The 20,147-nt window shown below is 62.8% G+C and carries 18 protein-coding genes; 5 read left to right on the top strand and 13 right to left on the bottom strand.

Features of this window, described 5'->3' with window-relative positions:
- Positions 1 to 56 precede the first annotated feature (56 nt).
- On the top strand, positions 57 to 3,068 hold the full coding sequence (locus tag CUJ91_RS09065; RefSeq protein WP_114156142.1) for an ATP-binding protein: 3,012 nt from the start codon (positions 57 to 59) through the stop codon (positions 3,066 to 3,068).
- 72 nt (positions 3,069 to 3,140) lie between these two features.
- Here the strand turns inward: CUJ91_RS09065 and CUJ91_RS09060 are convergent, their stop codons facing one another.
- The 4 genes from CUJ91_RS09060 to CUJ91_RS09045 form a co-directional block, all read right to left on the bottom strand.
- Positions 3,141 to 4,076 carry a LysR family transcriptional regulator gene (locus tag CUJ91_RS09060; RefSeq protein WP_006049049.1) on the bottom strand — a complete coding sequence of 312 codons (936 nt, stop codon included), beginning with the start codon at positions 4,074 to 4,076 and terminating at the stop codon, positions 3,141 to 3,143.
- A 131-nt stretch (positions 4,077 to 4,207) separates the two neighbouring features.
- Entirely contained in the window at positions 4,208 to 5,119 is a 912-nt protein-coding gene (locus CUJ91_RS09055) for an MBL fold metallo-hydrolase (protein WP_053858118.1), read from the bottom strand.
- Between the two features lie 76 nt (positions 5,120 to 5,195).
- Positions 5,196 to 6,134: a LysR family transcriptional regulator gene (locus CUJ91_RS09050; protein WP_114156141.1), complete on the bottom strand. Its 939-nt coding sequence runs from the start codon at positions 6,132 to 6,134 to the stop codon at positions 5,196 to 5,198.
- 123 nt (positions 6,135 to 6,257) lie between these two features.
- The gene (locus tag CUJ91_RS09045; RefSeq protein ID WP_107707780.1) at positions 6,258 to 7,211 is read right to left on the bottom strand and encodes a 2-hydroxyacid dehydrogenase; all 954 of its coding nucleotides are present in this window, start codon (positions 7,209 to 7,211) and stop codon (positions 6,258 to 6,260) included.
- 424 nt (positions 7,212 to 7,635) lie between these two features.
- Here CUJ91_RS09045 and CUJ91_RS09040 point away from each other — a divergent pair, with 424 nt between their 5' ends.
- A complete protein-coding gene (locus CUJ91_RS09040; protein ID WP_107707779.1) occupies positions 7,636 to 9,033 on the top strand; it encodes an MFS transporter in 1,398 nt (465 codons plus the stop codon).
- 37 nt (positions 9,034 to 9,070) lie between these two features.
- Here the strand turns inward: CUJ91_RS09040 and CUJ91_RS09035 are convergent, their stop codons facing one another.
- Entirely contained in the window at positions 9,071 to 9,388 is a 318-nt protein-coding gene (locus CUJ91_RS09035) for a TFIIB-type zinc ribbon-containing protein (RefSeq protein WP_107707778.1), read from the bottom strand.
- A gap of 33 nt (positions 9,389 to 9,421) precedes the next feature.
- Complete coding sequence (locus CUJ91_RS09030) at positions 9,422 to 10,180, bottom strand: TerC family protein (protein WP_044020922.1); 759 nt, start codon at positions 10,178 to 10,180, stop codon at positions 9,422 to 9,424.
- Between the two features lie 143 nt (positions 10,181 to 10,323).
- On the opposite strand from CUJ91_RS09030, the gene CUJ91_RS09025 reads away from it, so the two are divergent.
- Positions 10,324 to 11,205, top strand: a complete 882-nt coding sequence (locus CUJ91_RS09025; protein ID WP_006049042.1) for a LysR family transcriptional regulator — start codon at positions 10,324 to 10,326, stop codon at positions 11,203 to 11,205.
- Here the strand turns inward: CUJ91_RS09025 and CUJ91_RS09020 are convergent.
- The 6 genes from CUJ91_RS09020 to CUJ91_RS08995 all read right to left on the bottom strand — a co-directional run bounded on the left by CUJ91_RS09020 (position 11,178) and on the right by CUJ91_RS08995 (position 17,048).
- Positions 11,178 to 11,639 (bottom strand): tellurite resistance TerB family protein, encoded by a 462-nt coding sequence (locus CUJ91_RS09020; RefSeq protein ID WP_107707777.1) that lies wholly within the window; start codon positions 11,637 to 11,639, stop codon positions 11,178 to 11,180. The two genes, CUJ91_RS09025 and CUJ91_RS09020, sit on opposite strands and share 28 nt — an antisense overlap.
- Before the next feature lie 217 nt (positions 11,640 to 11,856).
- Positions 11,857 to 13,293, bottom strand: coding sequence for an aspartate aminotransferase family protein (locus CUJ91_RS09015; RefSeq protein WP_107707776.1), 1,437 nt, complete (start codon positions 13,291 to 13,293; stop codon positions 11,857 to 11,859).
- Between the two features lie 37 nt (positions 13,294 to 13,330).
- Entirely contained in the window at positions 13,331 to 14,665 is a 1,335-nt protein-coding gene (locus CUJ91_RS09010) for a glutamine synthetase family protein (RefSeq protein WP_029968479.1), read from the bottom strand.
- 30 nt (positions 14,666 to 14,695) lie between these two features.
- Positions 14,696 to 15,490 (bottom strand): gamma-glutamyl-gamma-aminobutyrate hydrolase family protein, encoded by a 795-nt coding sequence (locus tag CUJ91_RS09005; RefSeq protein ID WP_029968477.1) that lies wholly within the window; start codon positions 15,488 to 15,490, stop codon positions 14,696 to 14,698.
- Positions 15,491 to 15,796: 306 nt separating this feature from the next.
- Complete coding sequence (locus tag CUJ91_RS34760) at positions 15,797 to 16,030, bottom strand: hypothetical protein (RefSeq protein WP_244230926.1); 234 nt, start codon at positions 16,028 to 16,030, stop codon at positions 15,797 to 15,799.
- A gap of 274 nt (positions 16,031 to 16,304) precedes the next feature.
- On the bottom strand, positions 16,305 to 17,048 hold the full coding sequence (locus CUJ91_RS08995) for an SDR family NAD(P)-dependent oxidoreductase (protein ID WP_107707775.1): 744 nt from the start codon (positions 17,046 to 17,048) through the stop codon (positions 16,305 to 16,307).
- 170 nt (positions 17,049 to 17,218) lie between these two features.
- Here CUJ91_RS08995 and CUJ91_RS08990 point away from each other — a divergent pair, with 170 nt between their 5' ends.
- Both CUJ91_RS08990 and CUJ91_RS08985 read left to right on the top strand, forming a co-directional pair.
- The gene (locus CUJ91_RS08990; RefSeq protein WP_244230925.1) at positions 17,219 to 17,806 is read left to right on the top strand and encodes a TetR/AcrR family transcriptional regulator; all 588 of its coding nucleotides are present in this window, start codon (positions 17,219 to 17,221) and stop codon (positions 17,804 to 17,806) included.
- Positions 17,807 to 18,048: 242 nt separating this feature from the next.
- Complete coding sequence (locus CUJ91_RS08985; RefSeq protein ID WP_006049034.1) at positions 18,049 to 18,390, top strand: cupin domain-containing protein; 342 nt, start codon at positions 18,049 to 18,051, stop codon at positions 18,388 to 18,390.
- A gap of 21 nt (positions 18,391 to 18,411) precedes the next feature.
- Here the strand turns inward: CUJ91_RS08985 and CUJ91_RS08980 are convergent, their stop codons facing one another.
- Positions 18,412 to 19,884, bottom strand: a complete 1,473-nt coding sequence (locus CUJ91_RS08980; protein WP_107707773.1) for an HD domain-containing phosphohydrolase — start codon at positions 19,882 to 19,884, stop codon at positions 18,412 to 18,414.
- Positions 19,885 to 20,147 lie beyond the last annotated feature (263 nt).

Here is a 20,147-nt window from a genome sequence, read left to right as displayed (position 1 = left end):
GCCGGGTAGCCATTGCCCGGCAGCATCTTCATCCCTCGTGCTCTGGATACCGCCTCATGATCCGCATCGGCCCGCTTCAGGTGGACCTGGCCAGTCGGGAACTGCTTCTCGACGGACAACCCGTGCGCATCGGCAGCCGCGCATTCGACATGCTCGCCGTCCTGATCGCCGCAAAAGGCGAACTGGTGTCGAAGAACGACATGTTGAAGGAAGTGTGGCCCGACACCATCGTCGAAGAAAATAATCTGCAGGTTCATATGTCCGCGCTGCGCAAGGTGCTGGGCGAGAGCCGCGGACTCATACAGACCGTCTCGGGCCGCGGCTACCGGCTCGTCGCGCGGCAATCGCCGGTGCGGCACGCGAGCGGCGTGACGTTGAGCGGTTTCGGCCGCGACCTGCAGGCGGCCAACGACCGCCAGAGCGCGGCCGCTCACATCCCGCACAATCTGCCCGCGAGCTTCTCGCCGCTGATCGGCCGCGACGACGCGCTGCGCGACGTCGCGCAGGCGCTCGCATCGGCGCGTCACGTCACGCTGCTCGGCGCGGGCGGCATCGGCAAGACGCGTCTTGCGGTCGAAGTCGCGCGCCGCCTGCTCGACGCGTATCCGGACGGCGTCTATCTGATCCCGCTTGCATCGACGTCGGACGCGAACAGCGTGCTCGCGATGTTCGCCGCGAGCGTCGGCGTCAGCAAGGCGAGCGGTCCGCTCACGCTCACGCGCGTCAGCAGCGAGTGGGGCGAGCGGCGCGTGCTGTGCGTGATCGACAATTGCGAGCATGTGCTCGGCCCGGCCGCCGAACTCGCCGACGCGCTGCTGAATGCCGGTCCGGGCGTACGCGTGCTGACCACGAGCCGCGAGCCGCTGCGCCTCGCGCAAGAGCACTTGTACTGGGTCGCCTCGCTCGATGTTCCCGCGCACGACGATCAAAGCCAGCAGGTACTCGAGCGCAGCGCCGTGCAGTTGTTCCTGTCGCGCGCCCGTGCGATGGACGCGCGTTTTTCGTCCGACGAACGCAGCATTCAATTGACCGGCACCGTATGCCGCCGGCTCGACGGCATACCGCTTGCGATCGAACTTGCGGCCGCGCGCGCGGCGACGCTCGGCATCGAAACACTCGCGGATCATCTGGACGACCGCTTCGACATGCTGACGGGCGGCAACCGCACGGCGCTGCCGCGGCATCAGACCTTGAAGGCCACGCTCGACTGGAGCCACGGCCTGCTCGACGACGCCGAACGCGCGACGCTGCGCAGGCTCGGCATCTTCGTCAACAGTTTTTCAATCGACGCGGCCATTGCCGTCGCCGCGGACTCTGGCTTGCAGCAAGCCGGGGTGATCGCGGCGGTCTCGGGGCTCGTCGAAAAGTCGCTGGTGGTCGCGCGCGTGGAGCGCGGCAAGGCGAGCTATCGGCTGCTCGAAACCACGCGTGCGTACGCGCTGCAAAAGCTCGACGACAACGGCGAGCGGCGCGCGGTCACGCTCAATCACGCGCGCTATTTCACCGGCTTGCTCGAGCGTCATATGTCGGCGGAAGCGCGCTTGTCGGAAGGCGATGCCGATGCCGACGCCGACCGTTGGCATGCGCGCATGCGCGGCTGGCTCGACGATCTGCGCGCGGCGCTCGGCTGGGCGCTTTCGTCGAAAGGCGACGACGCGCTCGCGGAAAAACTCGCGGTCAAGGTGGTCGCGTTGTTGTACGAGCTTTCGCTGGTGGACGAATGCTGCGCGTGGGCGCGCCGCGCGCTGGAAAGCGTCGCGCATACGCATGGCGCGTCGGGGTCGACCCGGCATCTGCGGGTGCGCATGCAACTGCTCGCGGCGCTCGGTGCGGCGCTCGTCTACGTCAACGGACCGAACCGCGAAACGCTCGCGGTCTGGGCCGAGGTGCTGGCGCTCGCCATCGCGCTTGCCGACCGCGCATTCGAAGCGCGCGCGTTGTGGGGCATGTGGAACGCGAGCCAGTCGTCGGGCGCGGCGCGCAATGCGCTGGCGTTCGCGCATCGGTTTGCGTCGCTCGCGGCGCAGACCGGCGACACGAGCAACGGCATTCTCGCCGCGCGGCTTCTCGGCATAGCGTGGCACTACGCGGGCAATCAGCAGCAGGCGCGCGCGTCGCTCGAACGCTTTCTGCTGCAAGCGGATACGCTGCAGCACGGTTTGCCGCTCGGTCAATCCATCGATCAGGGCGTGGTCGGCCGCGCGACGCTTGCACGGCTGCTGTGGTTTCAGGGCGCGCGCGACGAGGCGCTCGATCTCGCGCAAGCCTGCGTCGCGAGCGCGTGCGCGGAAGACCAGGCGATCGTCACCTGCTACGTGCTCGTCGAAGCGGAGATTCCACTCGCGTTGCTGTCGGGTCAACGCGAGCGGGCCGCAGACGCCATCGCGTTGCTGCGCGATGTATCGGCGCGCACGGGCCTCGGTGTCTCTCAAGCGTGCGCGCGCTGTTTCCACGAGTACCTGCGTTCATTCGACGACGTGAGCCCCGCGCGTCTCCAGGCATTTCGCGCGGCGCTCGACGAACTCGACGCGCTCGAATACGCCGCGCAACGCGCGATGCTGGTCGCGCAGTACGCGCTCGCATTGGGCCGCGCGGGACGGCGCGAGGAAGCCCTCGCCGCGGTGACGCGCGCGCTGGCCCAATGCGACGAAAGCGGCGACCATTGGTATGTGGTCGAACTGCGGCGCGTGCAGGGCGAGTTGCTGCTTCAGGATGCCGATGTGTTTTCAATTGGCAGCGCCGCGATGGATGCGAACGCGTGCCTGACGGCGGCAATGGAGGAATCGCTCGCGCAAGGCTGCGCTTCGTTGCAGTTGCGCGCGGCCACCAGTCTCGGCCGCCTGTGGTGCGCGCAAGGGCGTGCTGCCGATGCGGTGCGCCTGATCGAATCGGCGTGCGCGAAACTCACGCAGGGGCTCGATTTCGACGATTTCCGGGCGGCGCTGCAACTGCTCGAAACCGCGAGGGCTTCGGCCGCGATGGTGCCGCAATGCGCGCACAGCGAAGGCGAGGCGCGTGTGCCGCCTGTCAGGCATTCGCGGCAGCCGAGAGTGAGCGAAGGATGCTAGCCGGCGCGCGGCATTGGCTTTGAGCGGCCTGGGTTATGCCCGAGTCACGCCTGAGTCACGGGTGCGTCTGCATCACGGCGGACTGATCTGCATGTCGAGCATTTGCCGTTGCACGGCCTGGTCGACCAGGTCGGGATGATCGAGGCGCTCGACCCACCAGCGCAGCGCCTTGCCCGTCTCGTCGTCGCGCCATGCCAGATAAAAATGCGTGATCTCGCGCATGCCGAGCACTTCTTTCTGCACCAGGTCGCCGTTCCTGAGCGCCTCGACGGCGAGGCATTCGGGGATCGTGCCGGCAGCGAGCCCGCGCAACTGCGCGGCGAGCTTGGTTCCGAGCGTCGGCACGGTCAGCACTTCCTGATTGTCGGCAAGCGCGATGGTGCGCGGCGCGAGTTTGCGCGACGTATCGCCGATCGCCACCGCGCGATAGCGCGCGACCACGTCGAGCGTCAGCGGTCCGGGCATGCTTGCGAGCGGATGATCGGGCGCGACCACGAATACGTGCCGCAATGAGCCGATCGGCTTTGCGACGAGATTCGGAATCGGCGGCGGATCGCCCGCGGCGCCGACAATCAGATCCGCGCGGCGCGTGAGCAGCGCGTCCCACGACCCGCCCAGCACTTCCGTCGACAGATTCAGGCGCGTGTCGAGCTTGAGCTTATAAAACTCGCCGACGTGATCCCACAGCAGCGCGAACGGAATGATCTCGTCGACGGCGACGTACAGGTCGGACTCCCAGCCTTGCTCGATGCGCTTCGCCTTGCATTCCAGATCTTCTGCTGCGGCCAGCAAACGGCGGCCTTCCTCGACGACCACGCGCCCCGCATGCGTGAGCGTGGCGCGCCGGCCACTGCGATCGAACAGCTTGACGCCGAGATCGAGCTCGAGCTTCTGCACCAGATACGTGAGCGACGACGGCACCTTATGCAGCGTTTCCGCGGCGCTCGCGAAGGTGCCGGTTCGATCGACGGCGTCAAGCACCTGAAGGACTTCAAAGGAAAGATTCATGACGAAGAAGGGCGAAGGACGACATCCATTCGAGCCGGGCGGCTGAAGCGCTCAGCATACTGGATTTCATCGCAGGCGCGGTGGCTGGCGCGCCGGCTTCTTCGTTGTTGTCTGTTCTTTTGTTGACGGCGCTAGGCCGTGCGATTGTCGGACGACCAGGCCGCGTGCGGGGCGGCAGTGGTGTCGACGGCCCGGCGCGCCGGCATGTTCGCGGGACGCTTCGCGAGCCGTTCGAACTCGGTCACGTCGTGACTGCAAAACACGCTCACCGCCTGGCTCGTCAATGCGAGGTCGCGCAACCGGCTTTGATTATCGAAGCGCGCCGCGCGATCTTTTTCGAGCATCCACTGATAAAAGCGCAGCCCCGGCGTGCAATGCGGTTTTGCATGCATTTCGGCGTGATGGAAATAGGCGTCGGCCGCGTTGAACAGCCACCGGTCGCCCGTCGTATTTACGGCGATGCCCGCATGACCGAACGTGTGTCCGCGCAACGGCACGACGAGCAATTCGGGCGGCAGTCCGTCGAATTGCTGCACGCGCGAAAAGCCATTCCACGTTTCGCCTTCGCTTGCCTGATACACGCGCCATTTCGCGGACGTCGACCACTGCTGCGGACGAAACCGCTGCCGGTCCATCCACGTTCTTTGCTCGAACGCGTAATCGCGCTCGACGCGCAACAGGTGCACGGTGGCGTGCGGAAAGTCGTCGAGGCCGCCCGCATGATCGAAGTCGAGATGGCTCAGCACGATATGCGTGACGTCGCGCGGATCGAAACCGAGCCGCTGAATCTGGCGGATCGCGGTCATTTCCTCGCGGAAATCCGGGCTCACGAGTCCGAGAAAAAAACGGCTGATCCGCGAGCGCGGATCGGCGACGTCGCGCAGACCGAAGCCGGTGTCGACCAGCACGAGCCCCGCGGAAGTTTCGACCAGCAGGCAGTGGCAGGTGAGCAACCCGCGCTCGGCGAGCGAACGCGTGCGTCCGTCCATCAGGCGGCCGCCCAGCGGGCAGGTCGAAATGCAGTTGAGATGGTGCACGATCATCGCATTCGTCCCGTAACGGAAGGGGAAGGAGTGATGCAACGTCGCGCAAGCGCTATACCTGGTCGTGCGAGAGCTGCTATGGGTTCGGCGCGGCTCGCTTCGCGTTAGTGACGTTCGCCACATTCGCCACATTCGCGAAATATTCCGCGGCCATCAGGCGGAATGCGGTGACGGCGGGATTGTCCTGATCCGCGCGCCAGGCCATGCTCATTTCCGCGTGGATCGTGTTGCCGGCGATATGCCGGAACTCGACATTGTCGTAATGAAACCGTTGCGCAGACGCGGGCAGAATCGCGAGGCCGAGTCCCGCGCGAACCAGCGACAGAATCGTGGGCGTCTGATCGATGTATTGCGCGATGTTCAGATTCACGCCTTCGGCCGCGAGCATGCCCATGATGCGGTCATGAAAGTATTTGCCTTGCGCGGGCGAATGCATGATGAACGGCTGCTCGTCGAGCTGCTTCAGTTCGATCCGCTCGAACTGGCACAACGCGTGGCGCCTCGGCAGCGCGACGATCAACGGCTCTTCGTCGACGAGAAGAAACTCCAGCTTTTGCCTCGATTGCAACGGACGCAGAAAGCCGAGGTCGATTGCATTCGCGGCGAACGCTTCGATCTGCGCGGCGGAAACGAGTTCGAGCAGTACGACGTCGATCTCGGGCAGCACGTCGGCGGCGGCGACCAGCAACTCGGGAATCAGCTCATAACCGGCCGCGCCAGTGAAACCGAGCCGCACGCGCCCCGTCTTGCCCTTGCTCGCGCGCCGTACGGTGCTTTCGGCCTGCTCGGCAAGATTGAGCAGACGCGTCGCGTCGGCGAGAAACACGCGGCCTTCGGTGGTCAGCTTGACGGTGCGGCCAATGCGTTCGAACAGCTTCACGCCGAGGTTGTCCTCGAGCAGTTGAATCTGTCTGCTCAATGGCGGCTGGGTCATGTGCAGCAGCGCGGCAGCGCGTCTGAAATTCAGTTCTGTCGCCGCGGCGACGAAGCAACGCACTTGTCCGAGATCGAGCATTCTTGTATCGGCATGGAAGGGAAGTCGACGCTCATTATAGGTGCGCGCGCTCCCCATCCGATCCGGACGCCGCGGCGAGCCGCGGGCCGGTGCTGCATCACGTCGCTGCGTCAGGTCGCTGCATCACGTCGTGAGACTGCCCTCGGGACGCTGCCCGGCGAGCGCCTGTTCGAGGCTTGCCAGCACCATTTCGCCCATCGCGGTGCGCGATTCGACCGTGGCGCTCGCGCGATGCGCCTGCAAAACAACGCGGTCCATGTCGAAGAGCGCGGGCGGCACGTTTGGTTCGTCGACGAACACGTCGAGTCCCGCGCCCGCGATCACGCCGCCTTGCAGCGCCTGCACGAGGTCGCTTTCCACGACGAGCTTGCCGCGCGCGACGTTGATCAGGTAGCCGTTCTTGCCGAGCGCATCGAGCACGGCGGCATTGACGATGCCTTGCGCCTTGTCGGCGGCGGCGGCCAGCACGAGAAAATCGCAACCGCGCGCGAGCGACAGCAGATCGGCGACGAACGGATGCGGCACATCGTCCATGCGGCGCAAATCCGTGTATGAGATCGGGCAGTTGAACGCGCTCGCGCGCTGCGCAATCGCACGCCCAACCTTGCCCATTCCGACGATACCGACGCGCTTGCCGCTCAAGCGGCGCGACAGCGGCAACGCGCCCGGATGCGGATTCTTCTGCCAGTTGCCCGATTTGACGAACTCGTTGCCCGCGCAGATTTCGCGGCATACCGCGAGCATCAGACCAATCGCGAGGTCGGCGACATCTTCCGTCAACGCACCGAACGTCGCTGTCACCGGAATGCCGCGGGAGCGCGCGAATGCCAGATCCACTGCATCGGTGCCCACGCCGTTGACCGCGATCACTTCCAGAGCGGGCAAGCGCTCGATCAGGTCGTTCGAAATGCCGGTGTGGCCGCCTGTGATAACGCCTAGGATCGACGCGCCGTGCTCACTGATATAGGCATCCTTATCATTTTGTTCGAAGAGGCGATGCACCGTGTAGCGCGATGCGAGCGTGTCGTTGATCGCGGGAATCAGAATGGGGTTCAGTTGCAGAATGTTCGGTTTCAAAGCGGCGCTCCTTGTTGTAGTCGACGATCCGGCCGGCGCGGCGAGCGGCGCACGCATCCAGTCGCGATGTCGGCGGATGATGGGCCCTTTCACGAATCGCGTCCAATCCCAAAACGCTATCAGTTGATCCACGGATCGAAGCGTAACGGCGCGCTCGCCGGTGATTCAATCCAGGCATCAATTAATAGCGAGAAAAGATTGGACGGCCCATGACACCGCCCGCAGAATCGAAGCATCGGAAGGAGCATTCCTTCGGCTGCTTCCTCAAGGGAAGCGGCTAATAAGTTCTAAATACATCGGAGACAAAGCGTGAAAACATGCCGCTGCATGACGCCTCTCGCTGCATCAGGTTTTTTACCGATGCACCCGCCGTTGCACTCGCAATTGCATTCCCGTCCCGACGCAAGCTCGCGAGGGACTCGCCATGAATAATGCGGAGAGTGTGGTCGCGGATGCGAAAGCCGCGCCGCTTGCGCAAAAGCGCACGGGCCACCGCTGGATCGTGATGGGGCTGATCTTCTGCATCTGGGCGATTGCCTGCGCGGACCGCGCCAATTTCGGCTTTGCGCTGCCGTACCTGAAAAAGGAATACGGCATCACGAACACGCAGGCGGGACTCATCGTGAGTCTCTTTTCGTTTGCGTACGGCTTCGTGCAGATACCCGTCGGCCTGCTTTACAAGCGGCTCAGTGAAAAGACCACGGGCTTTCTGTTTTCGGTCTTCATGATTCTCACGTCGGTATTTACCGGGCTGATGGGCACGACGTCGTCGGTGTTTCTGCTCCAGGCGTACCGCGTCGGTCTCGGGTTATCCGAGGGTCCGTTGGGGATCGGCTGCACGAACGTGATCAACCGCTGGTTTCCCGCGAAAGAGAAGGGCACGGCCACCGGCCTGTGGATCGCCGCGTCCAAGCTCGGGCCGCTGATCGTGCCGTCGGTGTGCATCGTCGTGATCCAGTTGTGGGGATGGCGCGAGATCTTTTATGTTTTCGCGGTGCCGGGCCTTGTGCTTGCTGTCGTGTGGATGGTTCTCGTCACGAATTCGCCCAGTGAAAACCGCTTCTGTTCGGAAGCCGAGCAGCGCTATATCGCCGACGATACCCCGCGCCAGGGCCGGGGCGCCACCGCGTCGCGCCGCAATGAAGTCGCGCGTATTCCGTATCTCGACGCGTTCAATCGGACCAGGCCTGTCGCGCAACTCGAGACGATCCGCCAGGTGTTCGGATCGTGGAATATTCTGGGCGTCGCGATCGGCTATGGCTGCATGATCGGCATCGGCAATATTTTCATGTCGTGGATGCCGACGTACCTCGTCACGGTCAAGGGTTTTGCGTCGGTAAAAATGGGCTTTCTCGCGTCGGCGCCGTTTATCGGCGCGGTGGCCGGCAACATGCTCGGCGGCGTCATATCGGACCGGCTGCTCGCCGGCCGCCGCAAGCCGATGATGATGCTCGGCGCGCTCGGCACCATGCTGATGATGCTGCTGCTGATCGACGCGCCGGACAGCGTCGCGTATCTCGGCGTCGCGCTGATGCTCGCGGGCCTGATGCTTGGCATCGGCTTCGCCGGTTATTCCGCGTACCCGATGGGACTCGCGACCAAGTCCACTTATCCGACGGCCTTCGGCATCGTTAACTGTGTCGGGCAGATTGGCGGCGCATGCGCTCCGCTTGTCGTCGGCATTCTGCTCGACAAGTTCAGTTGGACGAGCGTGTTTCTGTATATGGTCGGCACGGCGCTGCTGTGTCTGCTGCTGCTCTTCAGCGTGGCCGAGCCGATTGCGACGCGGCGCGGTGACGGGCCGCAAGCGCGCGCGAAGTAGCAGGGCCACGCGAGGCGTATGACGCAGGTTTAAGCGCTCAATCGAAGTCGAACACGTCGAAAATCGAGCGCTTTTTCTTGTGCGTCCGATAACCCGATCGATGATCGTCGTAACGGCGTTGATCGTCGTAGACATGCCCGCGATCGCGATCCCGATAGTCGTCGTGGCTCGGGCGCGCGTGGGCAGGCGGGGCTGGCGCGGCTGGCGCGGCTGTTTCGGCGGCGTCTTGCGCGATCAGCTTGTCGAGCTCGCCGCGGTCGAGCCACACGCCGCGGCACTGGGGACAGTAGTCGATTTCGATCGAGCGGCGCTCGGTCATCAGCAGGTCAGGCGTTTTGCAAGCAGGGCATTTCATGGTGTCGCTCCTTGTTACGAGAGGTGGAAACGCTCATCGAGCGGTGCCCGCAGCGCGCTTCGACTTCGAGCGGCGCACGAGCATGTTCACTGCCTCGACGAACGCGGAGAAAGCCATCGCCACGTAGATATAGGCCTTCGGCACATGCGTTCCAAAGCCTTCCGCAATCAGCGTCATGCCGATCACGAGCAGGAAGCTCAATGCGAGCGTGACGATGGTCGGATTGCGGTCGATGAATTGCGACAGCGGGCGCGCCGCGAACAGCATCGCCATGACCGCGCTGATGACCGCGAGGAACATGATCGGCAAATGGTCGGTCATGCCGACCGCCGTGATGATGCTGTCGACTGAAAACACGATATCGAGCAGCAGGATCTGGCCGATGGCGCTCGCCACGGTCAACTGAACGGTGCTGCCCGCGCTGCGGTCTTCGTGGTCCGCCTGCGCGTGCACGACGTGATGGTGCATTTCACGCGTCGCTTTCCACACGAGGAACAGGCCGCCGCCAAGCAGAATCAAATCGCGCCATGAAAACGCGTGGTCGAACAGCGTGATCGCGGGCGCGGTCAGTTGCGCGATCCATGCGACCGTGCCGAGCAGGCCGAGCCGCAGCACGAGCGCGAGCATGATGCCGAGACGCTGCGTGCGCGCACGCTGCGCCACGGGCAGCTTGTTGCTGAGGATCGAGATGAAGATCAGGTTGTCGATGCCGAGCACGATCTCCATCACGACGAGCGTGAGAAGCGCGACCCATGCGGCGGGATCGGCAGCGAGTGTGAGCAGGGTGTCCATGAGTTCGTCGGCGAATGGGGTTGAATAACGGTGGAATAGCGATGCGATAGCGATCATGATCGCCCAATGCGTGGATCGGATAAACCAGTGTTAAGCTGATCGACATATCAGTTTTTCCGAAGCTAATTTATATCGGCCGTGCCATGCTCAACTACCGTCACCTGTACTATTTCTGGATCGTCGTGAAGGAGGGCGGCTTTGCGCGCGCAGCCGAGCGGCTCGATATGGCGGTTCAGACCATCAGCGCGCAGGTGCGCGAACTCGAAAAATCCATCGGGCGGCAATTGCTGAAACCGGCCGGCCGCGGCGTCGCGATGACCGAAGCCGGTGAGACCGCGTTCAGCCGCGCGGAGCAGATTTTTCAGCTCGGCGAGGCGCTGCTCGACGACATGCAAGAGGCGGGCGGCGAAGGCGTCGCGCGCCTTGCGGTCGGCCTGTCCGATGGCATTTCAAAGCTCGCGGCGCATGCGCTTCTCGCGCCCGTGCTCGGCACGCCGTCGCTCAGGCTGCTGTGTCACGAGGGAGAGCCCGCGCAGTTGCTGTCCGAGCTCGCGCTGCATCGGCTCGATCTGGTGCTCGCTTGCCAGCCGGCGCCGCACAATTCCGATCTGCGTGTGCTGAGTCAGCGGCTCGTCGGCTCGCCCGTCGACTGGTACGGTCCTGCGGAAATCGTGCGCAAATCCGCGCGCGCGAGTTTTCCGCACTGTCTTGCCGATTTGCCCGTGCTACTGCCCACGCGTCACGCCGCGTTGCGAGCGCGGCTCGATCGCTGGTTCGATTCGCACGGCATCCGGCCGCGCGTCGTCGGCGAGTTCGAGGACAGCGCGCTGATGGCCGTCTTCGCCGCGCGCGGCCTCGGCGTGTTTCCGCTCGCCGAACTGGGCGCGGAAGAGTTGTCGCTGCTGCGCGGTTTGCGCCCGCTCGGCCGCGCGGACGGCGTGGTCGAAGAGATTCACGCAATCCGCTCGCGCCGCGGGCAGCATCATGCGCTGGCTTCTCAGGTGATGGCGAGCGCGCGCTCGTAGTTGCGCATCACATGCGACGGAAAGCCGTGGCGACGTGCGACCGGTTTCAGTTGGTGTCCCCACGCATCGAACACCGCGGCGAGCAGCGCGATTTCGCCGTCCGCGAGATAGTCGTCAGCGACCGTCACCGCGACGCATAGGCGGATGACCTTGCGGCGCAGCGCGGGATCGTCTATTTCGTCGATCAGCGTGGCGAGCAGCGCGGTGTCCAGGCGGCCCATCGGTGGCGCGGACGATAGCTGCGCGATCGAGCGGTCCTCGCACAGCGTCTGCAGGATCTGCGCGAACTGCGCCGGCGCGAGGCCGAGTTCGCCGGCTATGTCGAGCTTCTCGAGTGCGCGTTCTTCCGAACTGCACACATGGCCGTCCGAAGTGAGCGCAAGCGCGACGATACGCGCTGCTGCCTCTTTGCTGTTAAGCGGATAGCTTCGCATGATCGGGTCCTTTCTCGGACAATGTCCGTGTTGATGATGAGCCCAGTCTGCGGCAGTATCCGTATCGGATAAACCTGTCAATCGCGAAGTTAAGGTGCGGAAAATGCGAAGTGTCACGAACCGCCGTTGCCGCGCGGTTTTCAGCGTCGGCGTCGGCGTGAGCGTCGGCGGCATGCGCGTGCCTGACGCATGCGCGCATGCCTGAAGCCGCAGTCCGTTATAAAAGGCCCAGTTGCCGTGCTGTCGCATCGACGGCCTTTTTCGCCTTCGCAACGATCTCGTCGATTTCCTCCCTGCTGATCACGAGCGGCGGCGACAGCAGCATGCGGTCGCCGGTTGCGCGCATGATCAGATTGCCGTTGAAGCAGAAGTCGCGGCAGAGCGTGCCGACATCGCCGCCATTCGCAAAGCGTTTGCGCGATGCAGGTTGTTCCGCGAGTTGCAAGCCGGCCACGAGTCCGGCGCCGGCAATGTCGCCGACAATCGGATGATTGGCGAACGTCTCACGCAGTTTTTTCTGGAAGTACGGACCGGTGTCCGTCTTCACGCGCTCGACAATGTTCTCGTCGCGCAGCAACCTGAGGTTCGCTACCGCAACGGCTGCGGCCACGGGATGACCGGAGTAGGTGAGGCCGTGATTGAACTCGCCGTTGTCGATAATCGCGGTTGCGATGCGATCGTGCAAACCGACGGCGCCCATCGGCACATAGCCGCTCGTGAGCCCCTTGGCGAGCGTGATGAGATCGGGCTCGAAACCAAAGTGCTGATGAGCGAACCATTCGCCGGTGCGCCCGAATCCGCCGATCACTTCGTCCGCGACTAGCAGCACGTCGTATTTGCGGCAAATACGCTGAATTTCCGGCCAATAAGTCGACGCGGGAAAGATCACGCCGCCCGCGCCCTGGAACGGCTCGCCGATAAACGCGGCCACGTTTTCAGCGCCAAATTCGAGGATCTTTGCTTCGAGTTGCTGCGCGCGAGCCAGCGCGAATTCCTCGGGCGTCTGGCCGCTTTCTGCTTCGCCGAAGAAATACGGTTGATCGATATGCACGATGTTCTCGACTTTCGACGGCATCTGCTCATGCATATAACCCATGCCGCCGAGCGTCGCGCCTGCGATGGTCGAGCCGTGATAACCGTTTCTGCGCGCAATCACGATCTTCTTCGAATGCCGGCGCTGCGTGGCCCAGTATTGATGAACGATGCGCAGCACCGTATCGTTGCCTTCCGAGCCGCTATTGCAGTAGAAAAAGTGATTGAACGGCTCGGGCGCGAGTTCGGCGAGTAAGGCAGACAACTCGATTATCGGCGGGTGCGTGGTCTTGAAGAACGTGTTGTAGTAGGGCAGTTCCTGCATCTGCCGATAGGCCGCATCCGCGAGTTCCTTGCGCCCGTATCCGACGTTGACGCACCAAAGACCCGCCATGCCGTCGATAATTTTGTTGCCATCCGAATCCCACAGATACACGCCGTGCGCTTTCACGATCACGCGACTGCCGCTGCGATTGAGCGCGCCCATATCAGAGAACGGATGAATGTGGTGAGCGGCATCGAGTGCGCGGAAATCGGCGGTAGTGCGTTGCTGCGCGGCAGGCGTGTTCGCCGCGAATTGCGCCGGCTGCATGTAAGCGATGTCTTCTGTCCGGTAACTCATGTTGCCTCCAGTGTTTGGCTTGTTGGCTTTGTGTGCGTTAGACGTGCAGCAGCAAATGCCGGCGTTCCCACGAACTGATCACGCGGAAAAACGCTTCGTATTCGGTCTCTTTCAATGCGAGGTAGGCCTTCACGAATTTTTCGCCGAGTACTTCGGCAATGGGTTCGCATGCGCTCATCAACGTTAGACCCTCTTCGAGATTGCGCGGCAATTGATAGGGCAATTCATAGCCGTCGCTAAGCAGCGGCTCGGTGGCTTCGAGTCTTTGCGTGATGCCCAGATAGCCGGCCGCGAGCGTCGCCGCAATCGCGAGGTACGGGTTGCAATCCACGCCCGGAATGCGGTTTTCTATGCGGCGCGCGGCGGGCCCGGAATGCGGAATACGAAAGCCGACTGTGCGGTTGTCGTAGCCCCACGCGACGTTGATCGGCGCGGCCATGAAGCGCGACAGCCGCCGATACGAGTTGATGTACGGCGCGAAAATCGGCATCAATGCCGGCGTGTATTTCTGCAAACCGGCGATATAGCTCGTGAAAAGCGAGGTCGGCTTGCCGTCCGCGGCGGTGAAAAGATTGCGGCCGGTTTCTTCATCGACGAGGCTCTGGTGCATATGCATCGCCGACCCCGGCTCGCTTTCCATTGGCTTCGCCATGAACGTCGCGTACATCTTGTGACGCAAGGCGGCTTCACGCACCGTGCGCTTGAAGAGGAACACGCTGTCCGCGAGTTTCAACGGATCGCCATGCATGAAGTTGATCTCCATTTGCGCGGCGCCCACTTCGTGAATCAGCGTATCGACTTCGAGTTCCTGCACCTCGCAGTACTCGTAAATGTCTTCGAAGAGCGGGTCGAACTCGTTGACCGCTTCTATCGAATAGGACTGGCGTCCGGTCTCGGGACGTCCGGTTCGGCCGATCGGCGGTTGCAAGGGCAGGTCCGGGTCCTTGTTCATGTCGACCAGATAGAACTCGAGTTCGGGCGCGATGACGGGCTTCCAACCTTTCGCGCGATACAACTCCAGCACACGGCGCAACACGCGGCGCGGCGAGATGGCAACGGGCGTGCCGTCGAAGTGCACGCAGTCGTGAATCACCTGAGCGGTTGGATCGACGGCCCAGGGAATCATTCGGATTGTCGTGGCGTCCGGAACGCACACCATGTCCGGATCGGTGACGCCGGTCAGCGTGCCGTCGTCCGGATAATCGCCGGTGACGGTCTGGATCATTACCGCTTGCGGCAAGCGCATCGACTCGCCGGATTCGAACTTGCTGCGCGGAATGATCTTGCCGCGCGCGATGCCGGCCATGTCGGGAATGATCGCTTCGATTTCAGTCACATGGTGCTTCTTCAGAAAATCGTCGATGTCATGCATGATTTTTCTCTCGGTTTTATAGCGCTACTGTTAGCCTTGCTTCGCGGCGACGGATGACGCGCCGTAACTCGTCGTCATGCGTAGCCGGTTGCGGCACGCGTCGCCGAACGCACGAAAAATCGCGGTGGAGAGCGCGTCGCTCGCATGCTTCCACTCGGGGTGCCACTGCACGCCAAGCGCGAAAGCACGCGCGTTTTTTACGCTGACCGCTTCGATCAACCCGTCCGGCGCGGTGGCTTCAATCGCGAGGCCCGCGCCCAATCGCTCGATGCCCTGGCCGTGCAATGAATTCACGCGCGCTTCATTTGCGCCGCATGCGAGGCGCTGCAATAAGCCGCCTGGCGCGAGAGAAATAGAATGAGAGGGCGCGTATTGCACGTCGAGGCTGTCTGCTTTGTTCTCGCGATGGTCGGCAAAGCCCGCACTCGTATGCACGCTTTGATGCAACGTTCCGCCGAACGCCACGTTGATTTCCTGGAATCCTCGGCATATGGCGAGTACGGGCACGCCGGCTTCCATTGCGGCGCGCAGCAAAGGCAGCGTCGTTGAGTCGCGGGCCGCGTCGTAGAGCGTGTCCGGTTCGTGCGGCTCGCCGCCGTAGCGTTGCGGCTCGACATTTGAATAGCTGCCGGTGAAGAGGAGGCCGTCGACAGTGGCCAGTACGTCTTGCGCCGATTGACGCTCGCCGAACGCGGGCAGCAGCATGGCGAGCGCTCGCGAGCCATCCACGATCGCTGCGATGTATTTTTCGCCGGCCACGTGTGATGGATGCATGCCTATCGTCGTTCTGTCGGCGCTGATGGCAACCAGTGGTTTAGTTCGCATAACGAATAGATGTGTTTATCCGGCCACGAAATGCGGCGCGACATTCTTCGAAACACGGCGGGGCGCGAGTTCGCGGCCGCACGGCCTGCTTCAAGGCTTCGGAGCAGGGCAGGCGGTCGCCGTCAACGGAACGCGCCGCGCGTGACGATCTGATGAGCCGTTCGATGCCGCCCGCCGCGATGCGCGAGCGGGCGCACGCGTGCGCGACGGATGGACGTCAGGCAACGGCGCACGCAAGCAAACGCGCGATTCAGGCGAACGCGTTCACGCAGACGGACGGATCGAACGGCAAAAAGGAGGGAGGCGCTAGGGCAACAGCGACGCGACTTCGTCTGTACGCACCGCGATGAAGGCGCGCGCGGAGATAGAGTTGTGACGCCGAACTGAACGGCGGGAGATGATTGTAAAGACGATCTTGAAGACGGACAGGAAGCGGCGGAACGCAAGGCTGCCGCTGCTGCCGTTGGCGATGGCGCCGTCAGCGCGCGGACGACTCGCGTGACTGCGGTTCCATCTCACCAAAGGGCCACGGACTCTCACGATGACACTCGATTAGCGACGTTGAACGTATTGAACACGCTGCCTTGATCGCACGGGGCATTGACAGAAGCTGCGCGTCGGATGATCGTGTATTCGCTGCGTCGGAAAACATGATGAACGTGTTTTCCGACGGCGGTATCACGATCGCCTGTTAACCAGCATATACGAGCCGGTGATGCCGTCAAATTGTTTTCTGGATTGGTGGGCGCCGGTGGATTGTTGGGATGTATGCACTCGGCAATTTTGGAGCGCCGAAAAATCGTGCATTACCGACCTAAGTCAGCAAGCCCCCGTCGACCGTGAGAATTGTTCCAGTGACATGCCTTGCCGCCGGGCTCGCAAGAAACGTGACGGCCGCAGCGATGTCAGCCGGCGCGGCGAAGCGCCCGAGCGGCGCGAGGCTGCGTTGGAAGTCCGCGCTCTCGCCATTAGCCGGGTTCATTTCGGTATCGGTCGAGCCCGGTTGAACGAGGTTGGCAGTGATGTCTTTCGGGCCCAGTTCCTGAGCCAGCCCGCGTGTCAACGACTGTAGTGCGGACTTGGTCATGTAGTAGACCGTTCCCGCTGCGCCCACGATGCGATCAGCTCCGGCGGAGCCGATCGTGATGATCCGACCGCCCGCTTTGAGGTGAGGGATGGCTGCCTGCGTCGCGAGAATGGGACCGCGGACGTTGACCGCAAGGAGAGCGTCGATGTCCGCCAGGTCGAAGTCGGCGATCGTGTTGTAGCGAGCGATGGCAGCGTTGTTGACGAGAATGTCGAGCCCACCCAGCGCGCCAACGGCCTCATCGACCGATCGCCTGATGGCGGCCGGATCGGCAATGTCGGCTTGGATCGCGACACCGCGGCGGCCTAGCTTCTCGATTGACGCCACGACTGCCTGCGCGCGCCCGGCTGAGTTCTGAAACGTTAGCGCAACGTCCGCGCCTTCTTCTGCAAGCGCAAGTGCGATCGCGGCGCCGATGCCCCGGGACCCGCCGGTAACCAATGCCCGTTTTCCGACTAGATTGTTGTTCATTGTCCGCCTTTTATGTAGTGATCGATGCACAAATGGTAAAATCGGCGGTACGGACAGTCAAGATATTTGTGTAGTGATCGATGCAAAAAAAATCAGAGAAATCTCCGAGCACCGTTGGACGCCCACTTCGTGGCCGCGGCAGGCCACGCGCTTTCGATCGCGAGGCTGCATTGGCGCAAGCCATGAGGCTTTTTTGGATCAAGGGTTATGAGGCGACCTCAATCGCAGACCTGACCAATGCGCTCGGCGTCGGCCCGACCAGCCTCTATGCCGCTTTCGGATCGAAAGACGAGCTATATGCCGAAGCGATGCGGTTTTACTCGGAGACCTACGAGCATCTGGTGCTGGGAAGCTTTCGCAAGGCGGTCACAGCACGCGAAGCGGCGTTCGCCTATCTGTGGGACTCAGCCGTGGCGATGACTGGGGCCGATTGCGGTCTGCCGCACGGCTGCATGGTCACACTGGGGAGCGTCGGAAGCGACGGCCATGCCGAGCTCGGCGACTTGATGCGGGCCGCGCGAGGTGGAGCGTTTGATGTGCTCGTGTCGCGCCTGGAAAGGGCCGTTGCCGAGGGTGAGTTGCCGGGGTCCGTGGATATAGCGAAACTCGCGAGGTTCCTGCAAACAGTACAAAGCGGTATGGCGATCCGGGCGCGGGACGGCGCCGAAAGAGCAGAACTCCAGGCCGTCGCTGAGATGACGATGGCGGGATGGGAGGCGCTGGTTCGTCACTGCGACACACATGCAAAGCCTGATTAACATTGATTCGGACAGCGGAGTATCTCGCTGGGCTTGAAAACCGGCTTCGCTTCGCGTCAAGGTGTTTTCAGGCGCGCAGAATTTCGCTATTCCGGCTTCTTTCGACTGGAACGGAAACGTGCTTTAGAGGCACGCTCGCGCGTATCGGTCATTCGACCGATACCTCAGCGATCAGTCGGCTGCCATGATGCCGTTGGAGCCGCGGCGACACAACACGCTACTGACTCGCATCGGAGAATGAAATGAATGACAACGATATTCCGCTTGCCAACGGCAAGGTGCAGTACAAGACGCTATTGCGCGAGGAAGGGTGCTCGATCCTGCAAACGACGGTTCAAGCCGGCGGTGAAACGCAATGGCATCACCACACGAATGTCAGTGACCGGTTTCTCGTGATCCGGGGCGTCTTGACCGTCGAGTTGAATATCGACGGTCAGGTTCAGAGCACCGAGGTGCGCGAATTTTACTCGGTTGATCCGGGCACCGTTCACCACGTCAAGAACGAGACAAATGAGGATGTCGTCTATCTCACGGTCCAGGCGGGCGGCGTCCCGGACATTGTGCTGGCCGGATCGTCTCGCTGAGGGCAGGGCAACGCCATGCAGCTAGATCAGGCCCATCGTCGACGCCTTGAGTGTTGCTGCCGCGCGTGTCGAACACTCGAGCTTGCGAAACACGCTCTCGACGTGGGTGCGCACCGTGCTCGGACTCATCGTCAATTCCTGCGCGGCTTGCTTGTTGCTCGCACCTCGCGAGATCGCACGCAGGACGTCGATCTCTCTCGCAGACAGACGCGGACCATGTGACACACTTCTTGCCGCGCGCCTTGCGACGGGGATCCGTTCCGCCACCAGCGCGTCCACCACCTCGCGGCATAGCCGGCCATTGGCAGCCTCGTCTTGCAGCACGTGTGCGGCCGCCTCATCGGTCAGCGCGGCGCGCCACGGGCGCGTCGAGCGCAACGCAACCCATGCCACCGACGCAGCCAGCACACGAGCCTCCAACGTCAATGCCGGGTCGCGCACGCCGCGAAAATACCCCGAGCCGTCTTGCCGCTCGTACGCATGGGACGCAAGCACGGTGGCTTCGCCGAGCGAGCCGGTTTGCTTGCCGGCGCGTTCCGTCCAGTAGGGCACGAGCCGCACCTTTTCCCAGGCGCTCGGCGACAAGCGAGTAGGTAGGTTCCACACTTCATTCGGCACGGCGGCCCTGCCGATGCCATGAATCAATCCAGCCCGATAGACAAGCGCGCCTGCTGCGTCATCCGACGCGAATCGTGCGTAGCATTCGGCGGCCGTCACTGCGACCGCACGTGAAAAGCCCGTCATCCACGGCAATTTCAGATCGATGATGTCGGCGATCAATTCCGCCGACGTGGTCCGTTGCATATCGGCGGTCGCGAGCACGACGTCAAAATCATCCAGCGCCTGGCGCTCCAGTTCCGTCAGCCAACTGCCGGCGTGGCGCGTCGCGACTGCGACGAGGCTCTCCGGATACCGCGCGCCGGAGCGTTGTTCGATCAGCGCAAGCGCCGCTTCGACTCCATATGTGCGGCTGAACACCTCCAGGTCGCCAGCAAGCGCGACGACGAGTACGGATATCGGCACCGCCTCGCGGGCGAGTTGTGCGGGCACGCCGCTGCCGTCCCAGGTTTCGAAAATGTGGCGCAGCGCCGTTTCGGTCCCACTCGAAAGCCCCATTATTCGCGCGACCTCGCCGGATACTTCGCAGTGAGTTTGCGCGAGAGGCATCATCGCGGCGCCGACGCCGCCAATCGTCTCCGCGATGCCGGGCCTGCTCTCGAGCATCGCGGTCCGGACCGCGATGTCGTCGCCGAACACTGTTGCGAACCCTGCCGCGTTTGCCGTGCAACCCGACCAACGTAGCAGCGACACCTCGCGGACCGCGTCGCAGGCCGAGGCCTCGAGTCCGGCCGCTTGTGCGAGCCGTACTGCCAGCCAACCGGTGCGCAACGAATGATCGGTCGGCTGTCCCATGCTCAGATCGCCGATGAAAGCGAGAGCTCTTACCGCATCGAAAATACGCAGCGTGGCGTGGCTGGTCTGAAGGTCGAACATCGGATGGGATAGGGTACGTCGCCGGAATGGGCTAACAATCATACGCGACGGTTAGAAGCGCTGCACCGCAGTGCCTGGTGGATCGGAGGTGATGAGGTGTGCGCGCCGTCGAATAGTTGATTTGACATAAGATAAATTATCAACAAATCGCATGTCAGAGCTTTTTAGAAATGTCCGCCCGCAGCCGCGAACTGGCCACCTCAATTTCCCAAAAACCGGTCATTTCCCAAAGCCACTCCAGACACTAATCTCACATCACCCAT

This window comes from Paraburkholderia graminis (genome assembly GCF_003330785.1).
Classification (GTDB): domain Bacteria; phylum Pseudomonadota; class Gammaproteobacteria; order Burkholderiales; family Burkholderiaceae; genus Paraburkholderia; species Paraburkholderia graminis.
This window is presented reverse-complemented; position numbering and strand designations above follow the sequence as displayed.